Consider the following 15,881-nt stretch of genomic DNA (forward strand, 5'->3'; position numbering starts at 1 on the left):
TCGCTTAAACATGACATAGCGATGACTCGTCACGTCTCTCGTTGGAGTGGTTTATGGAATTGCTAATGGACCCGTCAATCTGGGCCGGATTATTGACGCTTGTCGTTCTGGAAATCGTTCTCGGTATTGATAACCTGGTATTTATCGCCATTCTTGCCGATAAACTTCCACCAAAACAACGAGATAAAGCACGCCTGATCGGCCTGTCGCTGGCGCTGGTGATGCGTCTGGGACTGCTTTCCGTAATCTCGTGGATGGTAACGCTGACCGCGCCGCTGTTCAGCGTGTGGGGGCAAACCTTCTCCGGGCGTGACCTGATTATGCTGGTCGGTGGTCTATTCCTGTTGTTTAAAGCGACGACCGAGCTGCACGAACGGCTGGAAAACCGCCAGCACGATTCCGGACACGGTAAAGGTTATTCCAGCTTCTGGGTGGTGGTGGCACAGATCGTCGTGCTGGATGCCGTCTTCTCGCTGGATGCGGTGATCACGGCGGTCGGGATGGTGAATCACCTGCCGGTCATGATGGCGGCGGTAGTGATTGCCATGGGCGTGATGCTGCTGGCTTCAAAACCGTTGACGAACTTCGTCAACCAGCACCCAACGGTGGTGGTGCTGTGTCTGAGCTTCCTGCTGATGATCGGTCTGAGCCTGGTCGCAGAAGGTTTCGGTTTCCACATTCCGAAAGGCTATCTGTACGCGGCGATTGGCTTCTCGATAATTATCGAACTGTTCAACCAGATTGCCCGTCGTAACTTTATTCGCCACCAGTCGACGCTGCCGCTGCGTGCGCGTACGGCAGATGCCATTCTGCGTCTGATGGGCAACCGCAAGCAGGCGAACGCCACGCATGACGAAGGTCATCAGTCGACGATGCCGGTGCCGGAAGGGGCGTTCGTGGAAGAAGAGCGCTATATGATCAACGGTGTTCTGACGCTGGCTTCACGCTCGCTGCGCAGCATTATGACCCCGCGCGGGGAAATTAGCTGGGTGGATGCGGACCTGAGTACGGAAGAGATCCGCCAGCAGCTGCTGTCGTCACCGCACAGCCTGTTCCCGGTGTGTCGGGGGGAGCTGGATGAAATCGTTGGTATTGTGCGTGCCAAAGAGCTGCTGGTGGCGCTGGAAGCTGGTGAAGACGTGCTGGCGATAGCCTCCGCCAACCCAGCGATTATCGTGCCGGATACGCTCGACCCGATCAATCTGTTGGGCGTGCTGCGTAGGGCGCGCGGTAGCTTCGTTATCGTCACCAACGAGTTTGGTGTGGTGCAGGGGCTGGTGACGCCGCTGGACGTGCTGGAAGCGATTGCCGGTGAGTTCCCGGATGCCGATGAAACCCCGGAAATCGTTGCCGATGGCGATGGTTGGTTAGTGAAGGGGACGACGGACCTGCATGCGTTCCAGCATACGCTGGGGCTGGATAACCTGGTGGATGATGACATCGCCACCGTGGCCGGTCTGGTGATTGCCGTTAATGGGCAGATCCCGCACGTCGGTGACGTGATTGAACTGCCGTCGCTGCACATCACGATTACCGCGGCCAATAACTATCGCGTCGATCAGATTCGCGTGGTGAAGCTGGCTTCAGCTCACGACGAAGACGAATAATCACGCGGTAGCCCGGACGAGGCGCGCGAGCGCCGACTCCGGGATATTCCCGGGGCCACTCCGTTGGCCCCGCTACTGAAATGACGAAAACTACGGATTCAACGGCTCGTTCTTCTTAAGCCACAGCGGAAACTCCTCCAGCGGCATCGGCTGCGCATAGAGATATCCCTGCAAAAAATGCACCCCGTGCTGCTGCAAATAGCGCGCCTCTTCCTGCGTCTCAACGCCCTCCGCGACCAGCTCAACGTTCAGTCGCTGCCCCAGCGCAATAATAATATCCGTCACCGTGGAGTTCACGGCGTCGGTACCAATTGCACCGGTAAAAGCCTTGTCGATTTTCAGCACGTCCGGGTGCAGCATCTCAAGCCAGGAGAGCGAGCTGTTGCCAGTGCCAAAATCATCTATCGCCAGCTTAATTTGATGGTTGCCAAGCTCGCTGCGTAGCTGATAGTTCACATCGTTCAGCGCGTCGCGTTCGGTTAGTTCGACCGTAAGCTGCTGTAGCGGCTTGCGGCTGAACCAGAGCTGCTTTAAATCTTTCAGCAACTGGCCGTTCTTAAAGTGCGGGGCGGCGACGTTGATGCCAATCTGGAAATCACGTTCCTGAGGGAACAGATGCAGCCGCTGCGCCGTTTCACCGATGACGTAGCGGGTCAGCGGAATAATCAGGTTCTGCGTTTCAGCAATAGGAATAAACACATCTGGCGCCACCCAGCCTACGCGTGGGTTGTTCCAGCGCAGCAGGATCTCTGCGCCGACGCAGCGCTGTGTCCGCGCGTCCATCTGAGGTTGGCAGTATAGGGCAAACTCCTTGCCGGCGATGCCCATATTAATTTCGCGCGAGAAGCTGAGCCGCCCGGCGGTGGCAAGCCAGGCAATCCACGTAAACAGAATGCTCATGATGGCGGCAAGCGGTAAATCGGTGACCAGATTATTCAGCGCGAGGCGAGCAGGGCCGGGGCTGAGCGCTGCAACGCTAAACGGAAAGTCCGTCGATGAGCGGATGAAAACGCGGTTACCGTCATCATCCATCTCTCCGGTAATGCCAATATTGTGCTGATAGTGGCGTTCACCGACGTTAAGACTGATATGGGTGATGAGCGGTGGGGTGGGTTCAAGAATAATATTGCTGAGTAAATCGATGTTGATGGAGACCATCACGCCGTCTTTACCGTCAGCCGATGCGGGAAACCACTGAACCAGAATCGGTGTGCCGACCAGCAGCGAATGATCGGTGCCCAGCAGCAACAGCGGCGCACTATTGGGCAGTTGCGGCTGCAGCGCGTTGACCGCGATGTTGCGCGAACCGAGTGCACTAGAGCAGTAGAGTTGCCCGCCTTTCACCAACGCAATAGAGCGCACGGTTTGCAGCATCACCGCCAGCTTGCGCAACGGTAGATGAATGGCTTCACAGGGCTGGCCGACCAGAGCAAGCATGGCGTTACGTTGGGTTTTCAGCGGTTGCAGGATTCTATCGAGGCGATCGACCGAGTGGGCGGTGAGGGTATTTATCTGTTTCTGATTTATGCTGCGCTGCGAAATAAATCGTATCCCTAAGGTCAGCGCAAAAGCACACACCGCGACGATCGCACAGACGGCGATTCGCTTGCGTAGATACTTTCTGATAATCCATTGTGCTGATTGCATTTCCGCTGCTCGGCGCGCATTGAGTGGTAATGAAAATAGCAGTGACGACAGAGCAAGTGAAGCAGGTCGCGAAAATAGTGGGAATAAATCACCCACCTGAATTAGGGGTGGGTGATTAGGCGTATTAGTCGCACTGAACCTTAATGGCCAGACCGCCGCGCGAAGTTTCGCGATATTTGGCGTTCATGTCTTTACCGGTTTCGTACATGGTCTCAATGACCTTATCGAGGGAAACGCGCGGCTCGCTGGTACGACGCATCGCCATACGCGCGGCGTTAATCGCCTTAACCGACGCAATGGCGTTACGCTCAATGCACGGCACCTGAACCTGACCGGCAACCGGGTCACAGGTCAGACCGAGGTTATGCTCCATACCGATTTCCGCCGCGACGCATACCTGTTCCGGGCTGGCACCCAGCAGTTCAGCCAGACCAGCCGCCGCCATTGAGCAGGCCACGCCCACTTCACCCTGACAACCCACTTCGGCACCGGAGATAGAGGCGTTCATCTTGTACAGCGCGCCAATGGCGCCGGAGGCCAGGAAGTAGCGAATGTAGATATCCGGGCTGACGGACTCGATAAAGTGGTCGTAATAGGCGAGTACCGCTGGAACGATACCGCAGGCGCCGTTCGTTGGTGCGGTAACCACGCGGCCACCGGCAGCGTTCTCTTCGTTCACCGCCAGCGCAAACATGTTCACCCAGTCAATGACGTTCATCGGATCGCTGGAGAGCTTGTCGCTGGAAACCAGCATACGACGCAGCGCGGAAGCACGACGCGGTACGCGCAGCGGCCCCGGCAGCACGCCTTCGGTATTCATGCCGCGGTCAATACAGGCGCGCATGGTTTGCCAGACGTTCTCGAAGTACTCTTCAATCTCTTTCTTGCTGTGCAGCGCCAGTTCGTTCTGCATCACCATGCCTGAAAGCGACAGGCCGGTCTCTTTGCAGTAGTTGAGCATTTCGGTGGCTGAAGCGAACGGGTAAGGGACCTGGACTTCGCTGCTGTCCGCTTTGCCAAAATGCTCTTCATCGACGATAAAGCCGCCGCCGATAGAGTAGTAGGTTTTACTGTAGAGTTGCGTTTCGCCTGCCCAGGCGGTTATCTGCATGCCGTTTTCGTGCAGCGGCAGATTACCGTTGTGGAAACGCATGCCGCTTTCGGCTGGGAAATCGACTTCGACGCGGCCAAGCGCCAGCAGCAGACGGCCACGCGCTTCTACGTCACGAATAAATGCCGGGATGGCATCAATATCGACGGTATCCGGCTGGTTGCCCGCCAGACCCATAATAATCGCGATATCGGTATGGTGGCCCTTACCGGTGAGGGACAGTGAACCGTAGACGTCCACGGCAACGCGCGTCACGTCATCAATCAGTCCCTTTTCGACCAGGTCATCGACGAACTGTTTGCCAGCCTTCATCGGCCCTACAGTATGGGAAGATGAGGGACCAATCCCCACCTTAAACATGTCGAATATACTAATCACTTTAACACTCCTGACAGGGTTGCCACGTTGTTGCGGCAACGATGTAATAACTGCGCATAGTGTATGAGGGAACCTGAAATCCAGCTTAACTATTCACATGAATTTAATTAATGCGTAGCGTTGATTTTACTAATGCTGAACCCCTGGTCATCAAGGTAAGTATAGTCAGGGTTTAAGGCCCACCTGTAGCGCTAGCTCACGAATAATACCGGCGGTCATGCCCCAGACAAAATAGTGCTGATACCAGGAGAGCCAGACGCGATGTGCGTTGCCGCGGCGATGAATATCAAGCGGATGATAGCGCCCCAGACGCAGAGCTTCGGCAAGCGGCATTTCAAACACCGATGCCACCTCATCTTCACTGGCGTGATAGTGCAGATCCGGTGGGATAACGCCGAGCACCGGCGTGACCTGAAACCCGGTCACGCTGTCGACGGGCGGCAGCACGCCGATAATATCCACGCACTCCGGGGGAATGGCGACCTCTTCCTGTGCCTCACGCAGCGCCGCGGCAATCAGCGATGCGTCGCTGCTGTCTACCGCGCCGCCGGGAAAGGCGACCTGACCGGGATGTTTGCGCAAGCGCGCGGAACGCTGCGTCAGCAGCAGCCCTGGCTCAGGACGGCGCACGATGGGAATCAATACCGCGGCCTGTCGGGCGTTTAACGCCGTACGCGTCGTCTGCGGACGAAGCAGCTGAAAGCGGGAGAGAAAGTCATCCAGGTTCAGCGCGCGCTCTTGCATGGTCAGGACTCCAGTTGTTGTAGGATTCTATTCACTTTATCAAATGTTTCCTGATATTCCGCATCTTCGTCGCTGTCGGCCACCAGTCCACCGCCCGCCGAGCAGTAAAGCGTGCCGTCTGTCGCCGTGACCGTACGAATGGTAATGCTGGTGTCCATATTGCCGCAGGCGCTGAGATAGCCAATGCTGCCGCACCACGCGTTGCGGCGATGGGGCTCCAGCTCATCGATAATCTCCATCGCCCGCACCTTCGGTGCGCCGGTAATGGAGCCGCCGGGAAACGCAGCGCGCAGCAAATCGGTCGCGTGCAGTGTTGGCGGCAACTGTGCAGTGATGGTGCTGACCAGATGGTGCACCGCCGGAAACGGCTCAACGATAAACAGCTCCGGCACCCGTACACTGCCCGGCACCGCTACGCGACCAATGTCGTTGCGCATCAGGTCGACAATCATAAGATTTTCTGCACGATCCTTCGGTGAGTTCGCCAGCCGCTGAGCCTGTTCGGCATCCGCCTGCGGGGAATCGAGGCGCGGCAGGGTGCCTTTTATCGGCCGGGTCTGAATCTGCCCCTGCTCAAGCTGGATAAAACGCTCCGGCGAGAGGCTCAGAATGGCGCTCTCTTCAAATCGTAGAAACGCGCTGAACGGCGCGCAATTGGCGCGGTTCAGCCGCACAAATGCCGCCCATTCATCACCCTCGTAGCGCGCCTGAAAGCGCTGGGCGAGGTTGACCTGGTAGCAGTCGCCGCTTTGCAGGTAAGCCTGCACCTGGCGGAATTTCTCACCGTACTGCGCGCGGTTCATATTGGACTGCCAGCCAGAGGTCAGGGCAAACGGCGCCGTTGTCGGGCTGGTTTGTTCCTGCAGCCAGCGCAGGCGAGCGTGAATATCACCGTGACACAGCAGGGTAACAACCTGACGCTGATGGTCAACGATCAACGCCCAGTCATAAATGCCCACCGCCATGTCCGGGACGCCGATATCTTGTAGCGCCTGCTCGGGCAGCGTCTCAAAGCGGCGGCCTAAATCATAGCCAAAGAGCCCAACGGCACCGCCGATAAAGGGCAAATCGGCCAGCGGCTTGTCGCTGATGTTCAGCCGATCCATCGCCTGCTGTAACAGCGTTAAGGGATCGTCATGGGAGACTACGGCGCTACCGTTATGACTCACGGTAGTGACGTCGCCGTGCGTCACCAGCGTCTGGCGAGGGTCGGCAACCACGATATCGTAGCGGCTGTGCGGATGGTCCGCGTAGCCGGAGTGCAGCATCATCGCCCAGGGCGAGGCGTTTAACGGGGCAAAGTAGTGTTCTGCGGCATCCTGTCGCCAGGGAAGCGTCATCATTGAAGGGGGTAACATTGTTTCTCTGTCCAGCCTTGTTGCACTGCCTCTGGTGAATGTTCGGGCAGCATGAAATAATAAGCGCCCACAATGTAGCAGGAGTCAATGATGTTTGCAGGATTACCTTCACTAAGCCATGAACAGCAGCAGAAAGCCGTCGAGCGTATTCAGGAACTGATGTCGCAGGGGATGGCAAGCGGTCAGGCGATCGCGCTGGTGGCTGAAGAGCTGCGTGCTACCCACACCGGCGAACGTATTGTCGCTCGCTTTGAGGATGAAGACGAAGACGAGTAACGTCATGTTCATCCGTTCAATACCGCTGCTGCTGACGCTGATGGCAGCGCCCTTAACGGCAGCAGCGGAAAATACATGTCGGCTCACCGATCCCAGCCTGACGCTGCAAAGCTATACCGCCGATCCCCAACATCAACGCATCGCCATGTACTGGCAAAAAGCCAACGGTAAAGCGTACGGTTCGCTGCGCGCGCTGCTGTCCGAGATCAACGGCGACGGGCGTGTGCGCATGGCGATGAACGGTGGCATCTACGACAAAGCCTACGCTCCCCTTGGGCTGTATATTGAAAACGGAGAGCAAAGGGTGGCAGTAAACCGCGCTTCCGGCGGTGGGAACTTCTTTATCAAACCCGGCGGCGTTTTTTACCTTCGCGGCGATCGCGCGGGGATAGTTAGCCTCGATAAGCTGAAATCCACCAAAGGCATGGATTACGCGGTGCAGTCCGGCCCGATGCTGATTGAAAACGGGGTCATTAACTGGCGGCTGAAGCCGTCAGCAAGTTCGCGCAAGCTGCGCAACGGCGTAGGGATCACCGCGCAAGGCAAGGTGGTGTTTATGCTGAGCGAGCGGGAAACCAACTTTTATGATTTCACCTGCTATGCGAAATCGCGCCTTGATGTGCGGCAGATGCTTTATCTCGACGGCACCATTTCGAAGATGTACCAGCAGGGGAGTAGTGTCCCCTGGCAGTACCATCCTTTCGTTACCATGATTACCGTGGAAAAACGCTGAGTTCTGGGGAGAGGCCGAATGGCGCTTCCCACATCCGGCCTACATGACAAATATCAGGCTCGCCCCACGAACTCAGGCCGCAGCGCAGGATCGTCATACAACGTGACATGCGCCACTCGCTCCCCACGCCAGAAGGTCAGCTGCGTGCCTATAGCGGTGTGATGCACGCTCACTTCCGTCAGCGGCGACTGCTTCGCCAAATCCCACAGACAGACAAAACGCGCCTGCGGCAGATGGTTGCGCAACACCAGATAGCTCAAATCACTGATGGCCGGGTTATCGGCTGCGAGTCCCTGCCAAAGTTCACCGTCACCCGACAGCCACAGAGCAAAGGTGTCGCCCTGATGGGAGAAATGGCGCGGCTGACAGCCGTGCAGCGGCGTGACGGTCGCGTTGCGCATTTCGCGCAGCGGGCCGCTGAGCGAGAAGGGCTGCGGCTTGCCGCCCTGGTCCAGCGCATCGGCCGCCAGATGTAGCGTCCAGTCAAGCTGCTGGCGGTGCGGGTTTTCTACCGTCGATAGATCGATCAACACGTCATCCAGCCACAGCAGACGGCGGCGAAAACGCACGTCGCGCCAGGCCTCAACGTCCCACTCCACGCGGGTGTGGCTGTTTAGCTGCGGCGGTGGTTTTCCCCAATCGGTTTCGGTATCCAGCCACAGGTACTCCTCGCCCATGTGCCAACCGAGCACCTCAGAGTTGGCGGGGGGCTGGTTGGTCTGGTTAACCGTCAGCGTATTGTGAGTGGCGCTGTTTTTGTAATAGTCGTAGTGCATCCTGGCACCGTAACCGGTGGTACCGAGGTCCGGCAGCAGCCAGCCGTCGCCCTGCCATAGCATCAGGCTCTGGCGGTCATAATGGTCGTGCTCACCGCCCCACGGACTGTGTTTAATCAATACCGCCTGCTGCTGTTGCGGGCGTCGCCACAGCGTGATCCCGGCACCGGGTGCGTACAGCGACTGCTGCGGGATCAAATCCAGGTGCGTTTCCGGCAGAGGCTGATGGCGCCAGAGCAGCGTTTCTCGCTCGTCAGGCTCACCGGCAGTAAACTGCAGCACCGCTGCGTAGCGCGGATCGTGCCAGATAAACCAGGCAAATTCGTACAGATCCCGATGATGCAGCTTCTCCTGACCGGCGAGGCAATCGTTAAGGCGAGGGAAGGTGCCGTCCGGCAGCAGCAGCTCAAGCGGGAAGCGCAGCATCTGCGGGTACCACGGGCCATCAATCAAGCTCCAGCGGGTGCCGTGCGCCAGCTTCTCAAAGGCAAAGAATCCCTGTAGCGCGTAATAGTGATAATGGATGGAACCCTCAAACCACATCCCTTCCGCCAGCAGACCATGTTCAAGCTGCCAGCGCAGGCCGTAAGGCGCGTTGACGGCAAACTCCAGCAGGCTGTTGTCCTCCAGCACAAAACCGAGCACTCCCAGCGCGGCACCGATTTTGACCTCGTGGTTATGGATCTGCGGGCTGCGGTGTTCGCATAAAAAGGTTGCCGCACAGCGCAACAGATTGTCGCTGATATGCTGACGCTCGCCCGCCGTCAGGCTCTCGGCAATAAAGTCATAGCCCAGCGCCATATCCAGAATGCAGTTGGCTTCGCACAACGTCTGGGCGTTCATTTTACCAGGACCATTATGCGGAATATCGCCGTGCACCGCGTAGTCAGGGTAAACATCCGCATAACCCATCAGCAGCGTACGCACTTTATCGCGGTACGCGGCGTTGCCGGTCAGCTGCCAGAGCAGGCCCAACTGCTGGCAGGCACTGGCGTTACGACCGTTCATTTCCCGCCACCAGGCGCCGTCCCACGGTTCACCGCTGAACACCTCACCGTCCACCGGGCAAGCGTGGTGGTGAGGTGAGTCTGGCTGCCAGGTCAGCCGCACCCCATGGTGCGGGCAAAAATAGTAGAGATTCCAGCTAGCGATCCCGGTTTGCGGGATGCACACAGCGGCGTCAAGCATCGGTTGTGCATCCTTCACGAGCTGTTGAATCAGGCCCTGTTCGCCGACAGCACGCGCGGCGATCTCCGGCCATAGCCCAGAAAATTGTCTCATTTTTGGTTTTCCCTGACCTCTGAAGACGCGGTAAGCGGTGCAGTGAGCGTGGTGATATCGTCGGGATATTTCGCCCGCAGCCAGCGCGCTTTTTCGCGGAACAGCGCGTCGTCCGGCCATGCGTGGGCGGCGGTGGCGATGTTGCGCAACGCTTTCTTGTCATCCATTTTGTCGAGGTCTTTCCACGGCCACGGCGTGTCACTGTTGATAAAACCGGCGATGTACTGGTAGCCCTTGCGCAGGCTGTGATCGTCGAGGGTAAAGTTCCAGATATCGACCCCGGCTTTTTCACCCAGACGACCCAGGCGGCTGTAAGCGTCGAGGTTAAAGTTGCTGTAGTGCCACGGGCGAGTGCGCTCCAGTTCGGCCATCTGGCGGCCTTCAACGTCAAACTGCCCGGCAATACGGCGCAGTTGGGTGACATACAGGCGCTTTTTGGCCTCTTCCGGCTTGCCGCTGAACAGCGCAAAGGTCGCCGCCTGCATATCGAAGTAGGTACCGTGGTTGTTGTGCCAGTTCTCTTCTTCAAAGCCATTCTGGCTGGTGGTCATCCAGTGATAGAAATCGCCAAACCACTTTTTCAGCTCGGTCACGTCCGCATCACTTAACTTACCGGATGCTTGCAGCAGGGCAATGGCATCCACCACGTCAACCAGCGCGCGGCTGTCGATAATGCCGATGCCGCGGCCGGTGTTGATCCCCGGGATAGCCTGAGCGTGCTGCAGATTTGGCGTCATGCGGGTTTCCGGGGCCAGGAACCAGCTTTTGAGTTGTTCGGCCGCTTTCTGGGCGTAACGGTCGTCATGCGAGAAGTACCATGCCAGCGCCAGCGTAGAGACGTCGTTGCTCATCTTCCCCAGCCGATTTTTATCGGTGGCATCGCTGTTGGCATCCGGGTTGGTTTGACCATCTTTGCGGATGTACGGCAGGCCATCTTTGGTCTCCGGGTTTGGCCACCAGTAAGGCGGGAAGCTGTAGTAGTCGTGCTTATTACCGCTGGCGGCTACTAGCGTTTTATCCATCACCGAATAGAGCGGGTGTTTCAGCGCAGCATCCGCTTTTTTCAACAGCGCGCTTTCCGCCTGTAAGAACAGCGGGTCTTTGGCCGCAATCTGTTCGCGGCTGAACGCCAGATCGTTGCCATCAAGCGTATAAGGCTCTGCCGCATACAGCGAAGCGCTGAACCCAGAGCAGAGTAGCGCAATGCCTAATATTCCACGGCGATGTATTGAACTCATAGTGATAACCCTTCTGCAAATAGAGAAAAGATAACAAGAGAATTTTGCCTTTAGCGTATTTTAACAACACTAAAAGCAGGCGATTTAATTAAAAGATAACGCATTCATAAATAGGTTGGCGTGCAGTGTAAAAGACAAAGTGATTTTTTTTGTGATGCTCATCATGGTTATCAAGTTGAATAAAAAATGACGCATTTATTGTAGCGCAGTTCACGTTTTTAGCCGTTTTTCTTATTTTGTTGAGTTTATCAAAAAAATAAACAAAATGTTAATTCATTGAATTTTAATGATAAAATTTTTATGTCACTTTTGTCGTCACTTTCATGCGTGATCTCGTTCAACTTTTCTGTTTCTGAAATACGATTTCTTTTTTGTGTGGTTGTATTGGAAAATATATTTCTATTTAATGTTCGGAAATAATTTTTTATGCATGTTGTATTCACCGCAAAATGTTAATCCAGATCACGGAAATGCATTTTGTGAGAATTTAATTATCTTTGTGCCCTACACAATAAAGGATATGCAATCATGTCTGCGAATAAATTACGCTCATTATTACTGCTTTCTGCTCTAGGACTGGGTATCGGGCAAAGCTACGCCGCCACCACCCTGAACGTCTGGATCCGTGCGAGCAACGACTCAAAAAATATCTACAAGCAAGAAGCCGAGAAGTTCGAAGAGAAGACCGGCATTAAGATTGAGTACTTCAATGCCACCACCGACTTCGAACAGCGGCTGGCGCGCGCCACGGCGGGTAATGCCTTACCGGATCTGATCTTCAACGATGCCGCTTCACTCGGCCAGTTTATTCAGCTTGGCATTGCCGACGAAATTGACCCGAAAGCCATCAGCGGCGGCGACCAGCTGTACCAGACCGCGTGGAACAGCACCCGCTATATCGACGGCAAATACTACGGCGTGCCAACCTCTGCGCAAACCTTCGCGCTGTTTGTGCGCAAAGACTGGCGTGAGAAGCTGGGTCTGCCGCTGCCAAAAAGCTGGGATGATATCCAGACGCTGGCCAAAGCCTTCACCACCCAGGACCCGGACGGCAACGGTAAAAACGACACCTACGGCTTTATCGTGCCGGCCTCTACCACCCGCGGCTACGCCAGCTGGTTTATGAGCAGCTTTATCTGGCAGGCGGGCGGTGATTTCGTCAAAGAGAACGGCGGCAAATTCAGCGCCTCGCTCGATACTCCAGAAGTGGCTCAGGCGATGACCTTTATGCGCACCATGATGTGCGAAAAAGTGACCCAGCCGGGGGCGATTAACGCCACTACCGCCGACGTTATCCCATCGTTCCGTTCCGGTCAGAGCGGCATGTTCTTCAGCGGCCCTTACCACATCGCGCTGTTTGATAAAGACCCAGGCAAAGACAACTTCGATGTCGTGCCGGTTGTTGGGCCGAAAGGGGAAGCCACCCTCGCTGAAGGGACCACCGTCTTTATGATGAAGAGCAGCAAGCAGAAAGAGGCGGCGCAGAAATTTATCGAATTTATGATTTCACAGGAAGGCCAGGAGATCGGCATGGGTAAAGGCAGCCAGCATATTCCCGTGGTGCGTCTGCCGGTGAACAAAAACGTCGATGTCAAAGCCGTTTACCAGGACGCGCGCTGGGAAACCTTCGCCAGGCTGTATAACGAGCAGGGCCGCTATGTGCCGCAAATTCCAAACTGGACGCCGGTGCGTCAGGTGGCAGCCGATGGCTTCAACCGTATTTTCGCCGACTGTAATAGCAATATCAGCGCTGAGCTGAAGTCCATCGACGTGAAGGTCAACGCCGAGCTGGAAAAACAAAACGTGCTGGCTAAGTGAGAGGGAGTAAGTAATGACGCTGCATGAGACGAAGTCCGCGCCGCTAAAGCAAGCCGCTTCGCCTGACGCGACCGGCTGGCTGACGGCTAAACGCAAGCGGGCGCTGATTCCGTGGCTGTTCCTGGCACCCGCGCTGATTATTTTTAGCTGGTTTAAGTTCATCCCGATGATTCAGGGTTTGGTGATGAGCTTTTACAAGGTCAACTTTAATCAGCCGGACGAGTGGGTCGGGTTCGACAACTTTACCCGCGCCTTTGCTGACGTGGAACTGCACGCGGCGGTGGTGAATACGCTGCTGTACGTGGTGGTGACGATGTTTGCCGCCGCAATACTTGCGTTCTTCCTCGCCATGCTGCTGGAAGGCCCGGCGCGCCATCTGCGCTTTATTCGTACCGCGATTTTCTTACCGGCGGTAACCAGTGCGGCGATCGTCGCCGAGATGTGGCGCATTCTGTTCAACCCAACGCCGAACGGCGTGGTGAACCACATTCTCAGCTGGTTTGGCGTGGCGGATCAGGGGTTCCTTGCCAGCTCCGATCAGGCGCTGGGGGTCATCATGCTGCTGCATATCTGGAAAGCGGTGCCCTACAACATGGTGATTTTTATCGCCGGTCTGGCGGGTATCAGCCGTGACCTGTACGACGCGTCGAACGTTGATGGCGCCAACTGGTGGAACCGTCTGCGCTACGTGACGCTGCCTGGGATGATCCCGGCGCTGTCAGTGGTGTTGATGCTCTCCTTTATTCGTGGCTTCCGCGTGTTTGCCGAGGTGTATGCCACCACCGGCGGCGGGCCATCTAACGCCACGGAAATGGTCATGACCCATATCTATAAGCTGGGCTTTGAACAGTTTGACTACGGCTACGCCTCGGCGGTGTCGTTCCTGCTGTTCACCTTCACCGTTATCTTAACCATTTGTCATTTGACGCTGAAAAAACGTATCGCACGTTACTAAGGAGCCGTGATGTTGAGTAAACGTTGGGATACCGTTGGGCGCTGGTGCATCTACGCGCTGCTGCTGATTGTCTTCGTCGGGCCGTTCTGGGGCATTGTGGCTACCGCCTTTAGCGGCGCGCCGGTCAAGCCGGGCGAACTGCTGGCCTGGCCGAATCAGTTCTCGTTTGAAAACTTCATCTTCGCGTGGATGGATATCGGCGTCTGGCAGTATCTGCTGAACTCCATTCTGGTGGTGTTCTTCGGCACCATCCTGCAGGTGTCGGTCAGCGCGCTGGCGGCCTATGCTCTGGCCCGTAAGAAGTTTCGCGGCGTGGCGCTGGTCAGCCTGGTGATTTTATCCACCATGATGCTGCCGGAAGAGGTTATCGCCATTCCGCTGTACATGATAATCAACTGGCGACTGCCGTTTATCGATGCGTCGCTGTACAACAGCTACCTCGGGATGATTTTACCGGTGGTGGGCTGGGCCTTCTCCATCTTCGTGCTGACCGAGTTTATGTCGGCCATTCCGAAAGAGCTGGAAGAAGCGGCGCGTATTGATGGCGCGAATGAGTGGCAGATTTTCTTCCACGTCATTCTGCCGCTGGTGAAACCAGCGCTGGGGACGGTAGTGACCTTCGGCTTCATTATGATTTGGGACCAGTACCTGCTGCCGCTGATTGTGGTGAACCAGGACAGCCTGAACACCATTCCGGTGATCCTCGGCACGCTGCGTACCGATGAGAGCATCACGCCGAACATCTTTATCGCCATTACGCTACTGGCGATGCTGCCAAGCATCATCGTCTATCTGGGTCTGCAAAAACATTTCAACCGCGGGATCATGTCCGGCGCGGTCAAAGGATAAGGGGTTACCGATGGGATCTGTTGTATTAAATAGCGTGCGCAAATCATACGGTGATGCTCACGTCATTAAAGATGTGTCGCTGACTATCCCTGACGGCGAGTTCTGCGTGCTGGTGGGGCCGAGCGGCTGCGGGAAATCGACGCTGCTGCGGATGATTGCCGGTCTGGAAGAGATTTCCGCCGGGGAAGTGCACATCAACGAACGTGATGTCACCGAGGTTGAACCGAAGCTGCGCGATATCGCCATGGTGTTCCAGAGCTATGCGCTCTATCCGCAGATGACGGTGCGCGAAAACATGGGCTTTGCGCTGAAGATGGCGCGGTTGCCGAAAACGGAAATCAAACAGAAAGTTGATGAAGCGGCGGCGCTGCTCGGGCTCGAGCCGCTGCTGGAGCGTCTGCCAAAAGATCTCTCCGGTGGTCAGCGTCAGCGCGTGGCGATGGGGCGCGCCATCGTACGTAAGCCGCAGGTGTTCCTGTTCGATGAACCGCTGTCGAACCTCGACGCCAAGCTGCGTACCCAGGTGCGCGGTGAAATTCGCGAGCTGCACCGTCGTCTGAAAACCACCTCGGTGTACGTCACCCACGACCAGATTGAAGCGATGACCATGGGGCAGATGATCGTGGTCCTGCGTGACGGTCGCATTGAGCAGGCGGGCACGCCGCTGGAGCTGTACGACCAGCCGGCCAACCTGTTCGTTGCCGGGTTTATCGGCTCGCCGGAAATTAACCAATTGAAGGGGGAGGTGGTGCTCAGCGGAAATAGCACCAGCCTGCGCCTGAAAGATGGATCGCTGCTGGCGCTGCCGGTAGGGCTACAGGTGACCGACGGCCAGCAGGTGGTGTACGCCATTCGTCCGGAACAGGTCAACGTGGTACACGAAGCCCGCGACGATGCGCTGGCGGCGAAGGTCACGGCGGTGGAGAACACCGGGTCGGATATGCAGCTGTTCTGCGATACCGGCGGTGGGGCATTTACCTCGGTGTTTAAGCAGCGTCTGGCGGTGAAAGAGGGTGACACTATCTGGCTGCAGCCGAAGCTCTCCGGCGTGCATCTGTTCGATGCGCAAAGCGGTCTGCGCATAGCCTGCCAGGAGGGTCAATAAGGTGG

Annotated in this window: 13 protein-coding genes; 7 read left to right on the forward strand and 6 right to left on the reverse strand. The window is 56.6% G+C overall.

The window, feature by feature from the left end:
* Nucleotides 1-53 precede the first annotated feature (53 nt).
* A complete protein-coding gene (gene yoaE / locus HII27_RS09480; RefSeq protein WP_185667661.1) occupies nucleotides 54-1,607 on the forward strand; it encodes a CNNM family cation transport protein YoaE in 1,554 nt (517 codons plus the stop codon).
* 90 nt (nucleotides 1,608-1,697) lie between these two features.
* Here the strand turns inward: yoaE and HII27_RS09485 are convergent, their stop codons facing one another.
* From HII27_RS09485 to pabB, 4 genes are all read right to left on the reverse strand, one after another.
* The gene (locus tag HII27_RS09485; RefSeq protein WP_185667662.1) at nucleotides 1,698-3,254 is read right to left on the reverse strand and encodes an EAL domain-containing protein; all 1,557 of its coding nucleotides are present in this window, start codon (nucleotides 3,252-3,254) and stop codon (nucleotides 1,698-1,700) included.
* Nucleotides 3,255-3,378: 124 nt separating this feature from the next.
* Nucleotides 3,379-4,743 carry an L-serine ammonia-lyase gene (sdaA, locus tag HII27_RS09490; RefSeq protein WP_185667663.1) on the reverse strand — a complete coding sequence of 455 codons (1,365 nt, stop codon included), beginning with the start codon at nucleotides 4,741-4,743 and terminating at the stop codon, nucleotides 3,379-3,381.
* Nucleotides 4,744-4,908: 165 nt separating this feature from the next.
* A complete protein-coding gene (locus HII27_RS09495; RefSeq protein WP_185667664.1) occupies nucleotides 4,909-5,487 on the reverse strand; it encodes a CoA pyrophosphatase in 579 nt (192 codons plus the stop codon).
* Between the two features lie 2 nt (nucleotides 5,488-5,489).
* On the reverse strand, nucleotides 5,490-6,845 hold the full coding sequence (gene pabB / locus HII27_RS09500) for an aminodeoxychorismate synthase component 1 (protein WP_185667665.1): 1,356 nt from the start codon (nucleotides 6,843-6,845) through the stop codon (nucleotides 5,490-5,492).
* A gap of 90 nt (nucleotides 6,846-6,935) precedes the next feature.
* Here pabB and HII27_RS09505 point away from each other — a divergent pair, with 90 nt between their 5' ends.
* Both HII27_RS09505 and HII27_RS09510 read left to right on the forward strand, forming a co-directional pair.
* Nucleotides 6,936-7,121, forward strand: a complete 186-nt coding sequence (locus HII27_RS09505; protein WP_035891624.1) for a YoaH family protein — start codon at nucleotides 6,936-6,938, stop codon at nucleotides 7,119-7,121.
* Between the two features lie 4 nt (nucleotides 7,122-7,125).
* Nucleotides 7,126-7,854, forward strand: a complete 729-nt coding sequence (locus tag HII27_RS09510) for a phosphodiester glycosidase family protein (RefSeq protein WP_185667666.1) — start codon at nucleotides 7,126-7,128, stop codon at nucleotides 7,852-7,854.
* A gap of 53 nt (nucleotides 7,855-7,907) precedes the next feature.
* Here HII27_RS09510 and HII27_RS09515 read toward each other — a convergent pair whose 3' ends face one another.
* Nucleotides 7,908-9,911: a heparinase II/III domain-containing protein gene (locus HII27_RS09515; protein ID WP_185667667.1), complete on the reverse strand. Its 2,004-nt coding sequence runs from the start codon at nucleotides 9,909-9,911 to the stop codon at nucleotides 7,908-7,910.
* Entirely contained in the window at nucleotides 9,908-11,149 is a 1,242-nt protein-coding gene (locus tag HII27_RS09520; RefSeq protein ID WP_185667668.1) for an alginate lyase family protein, read from the reverse strand. The genes HII27_RS09515 and HII27_RS09520 overlap by 4 nt, the downstream gene beginning before the upstream one ends.
* A gap of 528 nt (nucleotides 11,150-11,677) precedes the next feature.
* Here HII27_RS09520 and HII27_RS09525 point away from each other — a divergent pair.
* Genes HII27_RS09525 through HII27_RS09540 form a run of 4 tightly spaced genes read left to right on the forward strand, consistent with a single transcriptional unit; the run spans nucleotide 11,678 to nucleotide 15,876 of the window.
* Nucleotides 11,678-12,967, forward strand: a complete 1,290-nt coding sequence (locus HII27_RS09525) for an ABC transporter substrate-binding protein (RefSeq protein WP_185667669.1) — start codon at nucleotides 11,678-11,680, stop codon at nucleotides 12,965-12,967.
* A gap of 13 nt (nucleotides 12,968-12,980) precedes the next feature.
* Nucleotides 12,981-13,922 (forward strand): carbohydrate ABC transporter permease, encoded by a 942-nt coding sequence (locus HII27_RS09530; RefSeq protein ID WP_081918560.1) that lies wholly within the window; start codon nucleotides 12,981-12,983, stop codon nucleotides 13,920-13,922.
* 9 nt (nucleotides 13,923-13,931) lie between these two features.
* Nucleotides 13,932-14,771, forward strand: coding sequence for a carbohydrate ABC transporter permease (locus HII27_RS09535; RefSeq protein WP_185667670.1), 840 nt, complete (start codon nucleotides 13,932-13,934; stop codon nucleotides 14,769-14,771).
* A 10-nt stretch (nucleotides 14,772-14,781) separates the two neighbouring features.
* On the forward strand, nucleotides 14,782-15,876 hold the full coding sequence (locus HII27_RS09540) for an ABC transporter ATP-binding protein (RefSeq protein ID WP_185667671.1): 1,095 nt from the start codon (nucleotides 14,782-14,784) through the stop codon (nucleotides 15,874-15,876).
* Nucleotides 15,877-15,881: the final 5 nt, after the last annotated feature.

This window comes from Kluyvera sichuanensis, assembly GCF_014218705.1.
GTDB classification, from domain to species: domain Bacteria; phylum Pseudomonadota; class Gammaproteobacteria; order Enterobacterales; family Enterobacteriaceae; genus Kluyvera; species Kluyvera sichuanensis.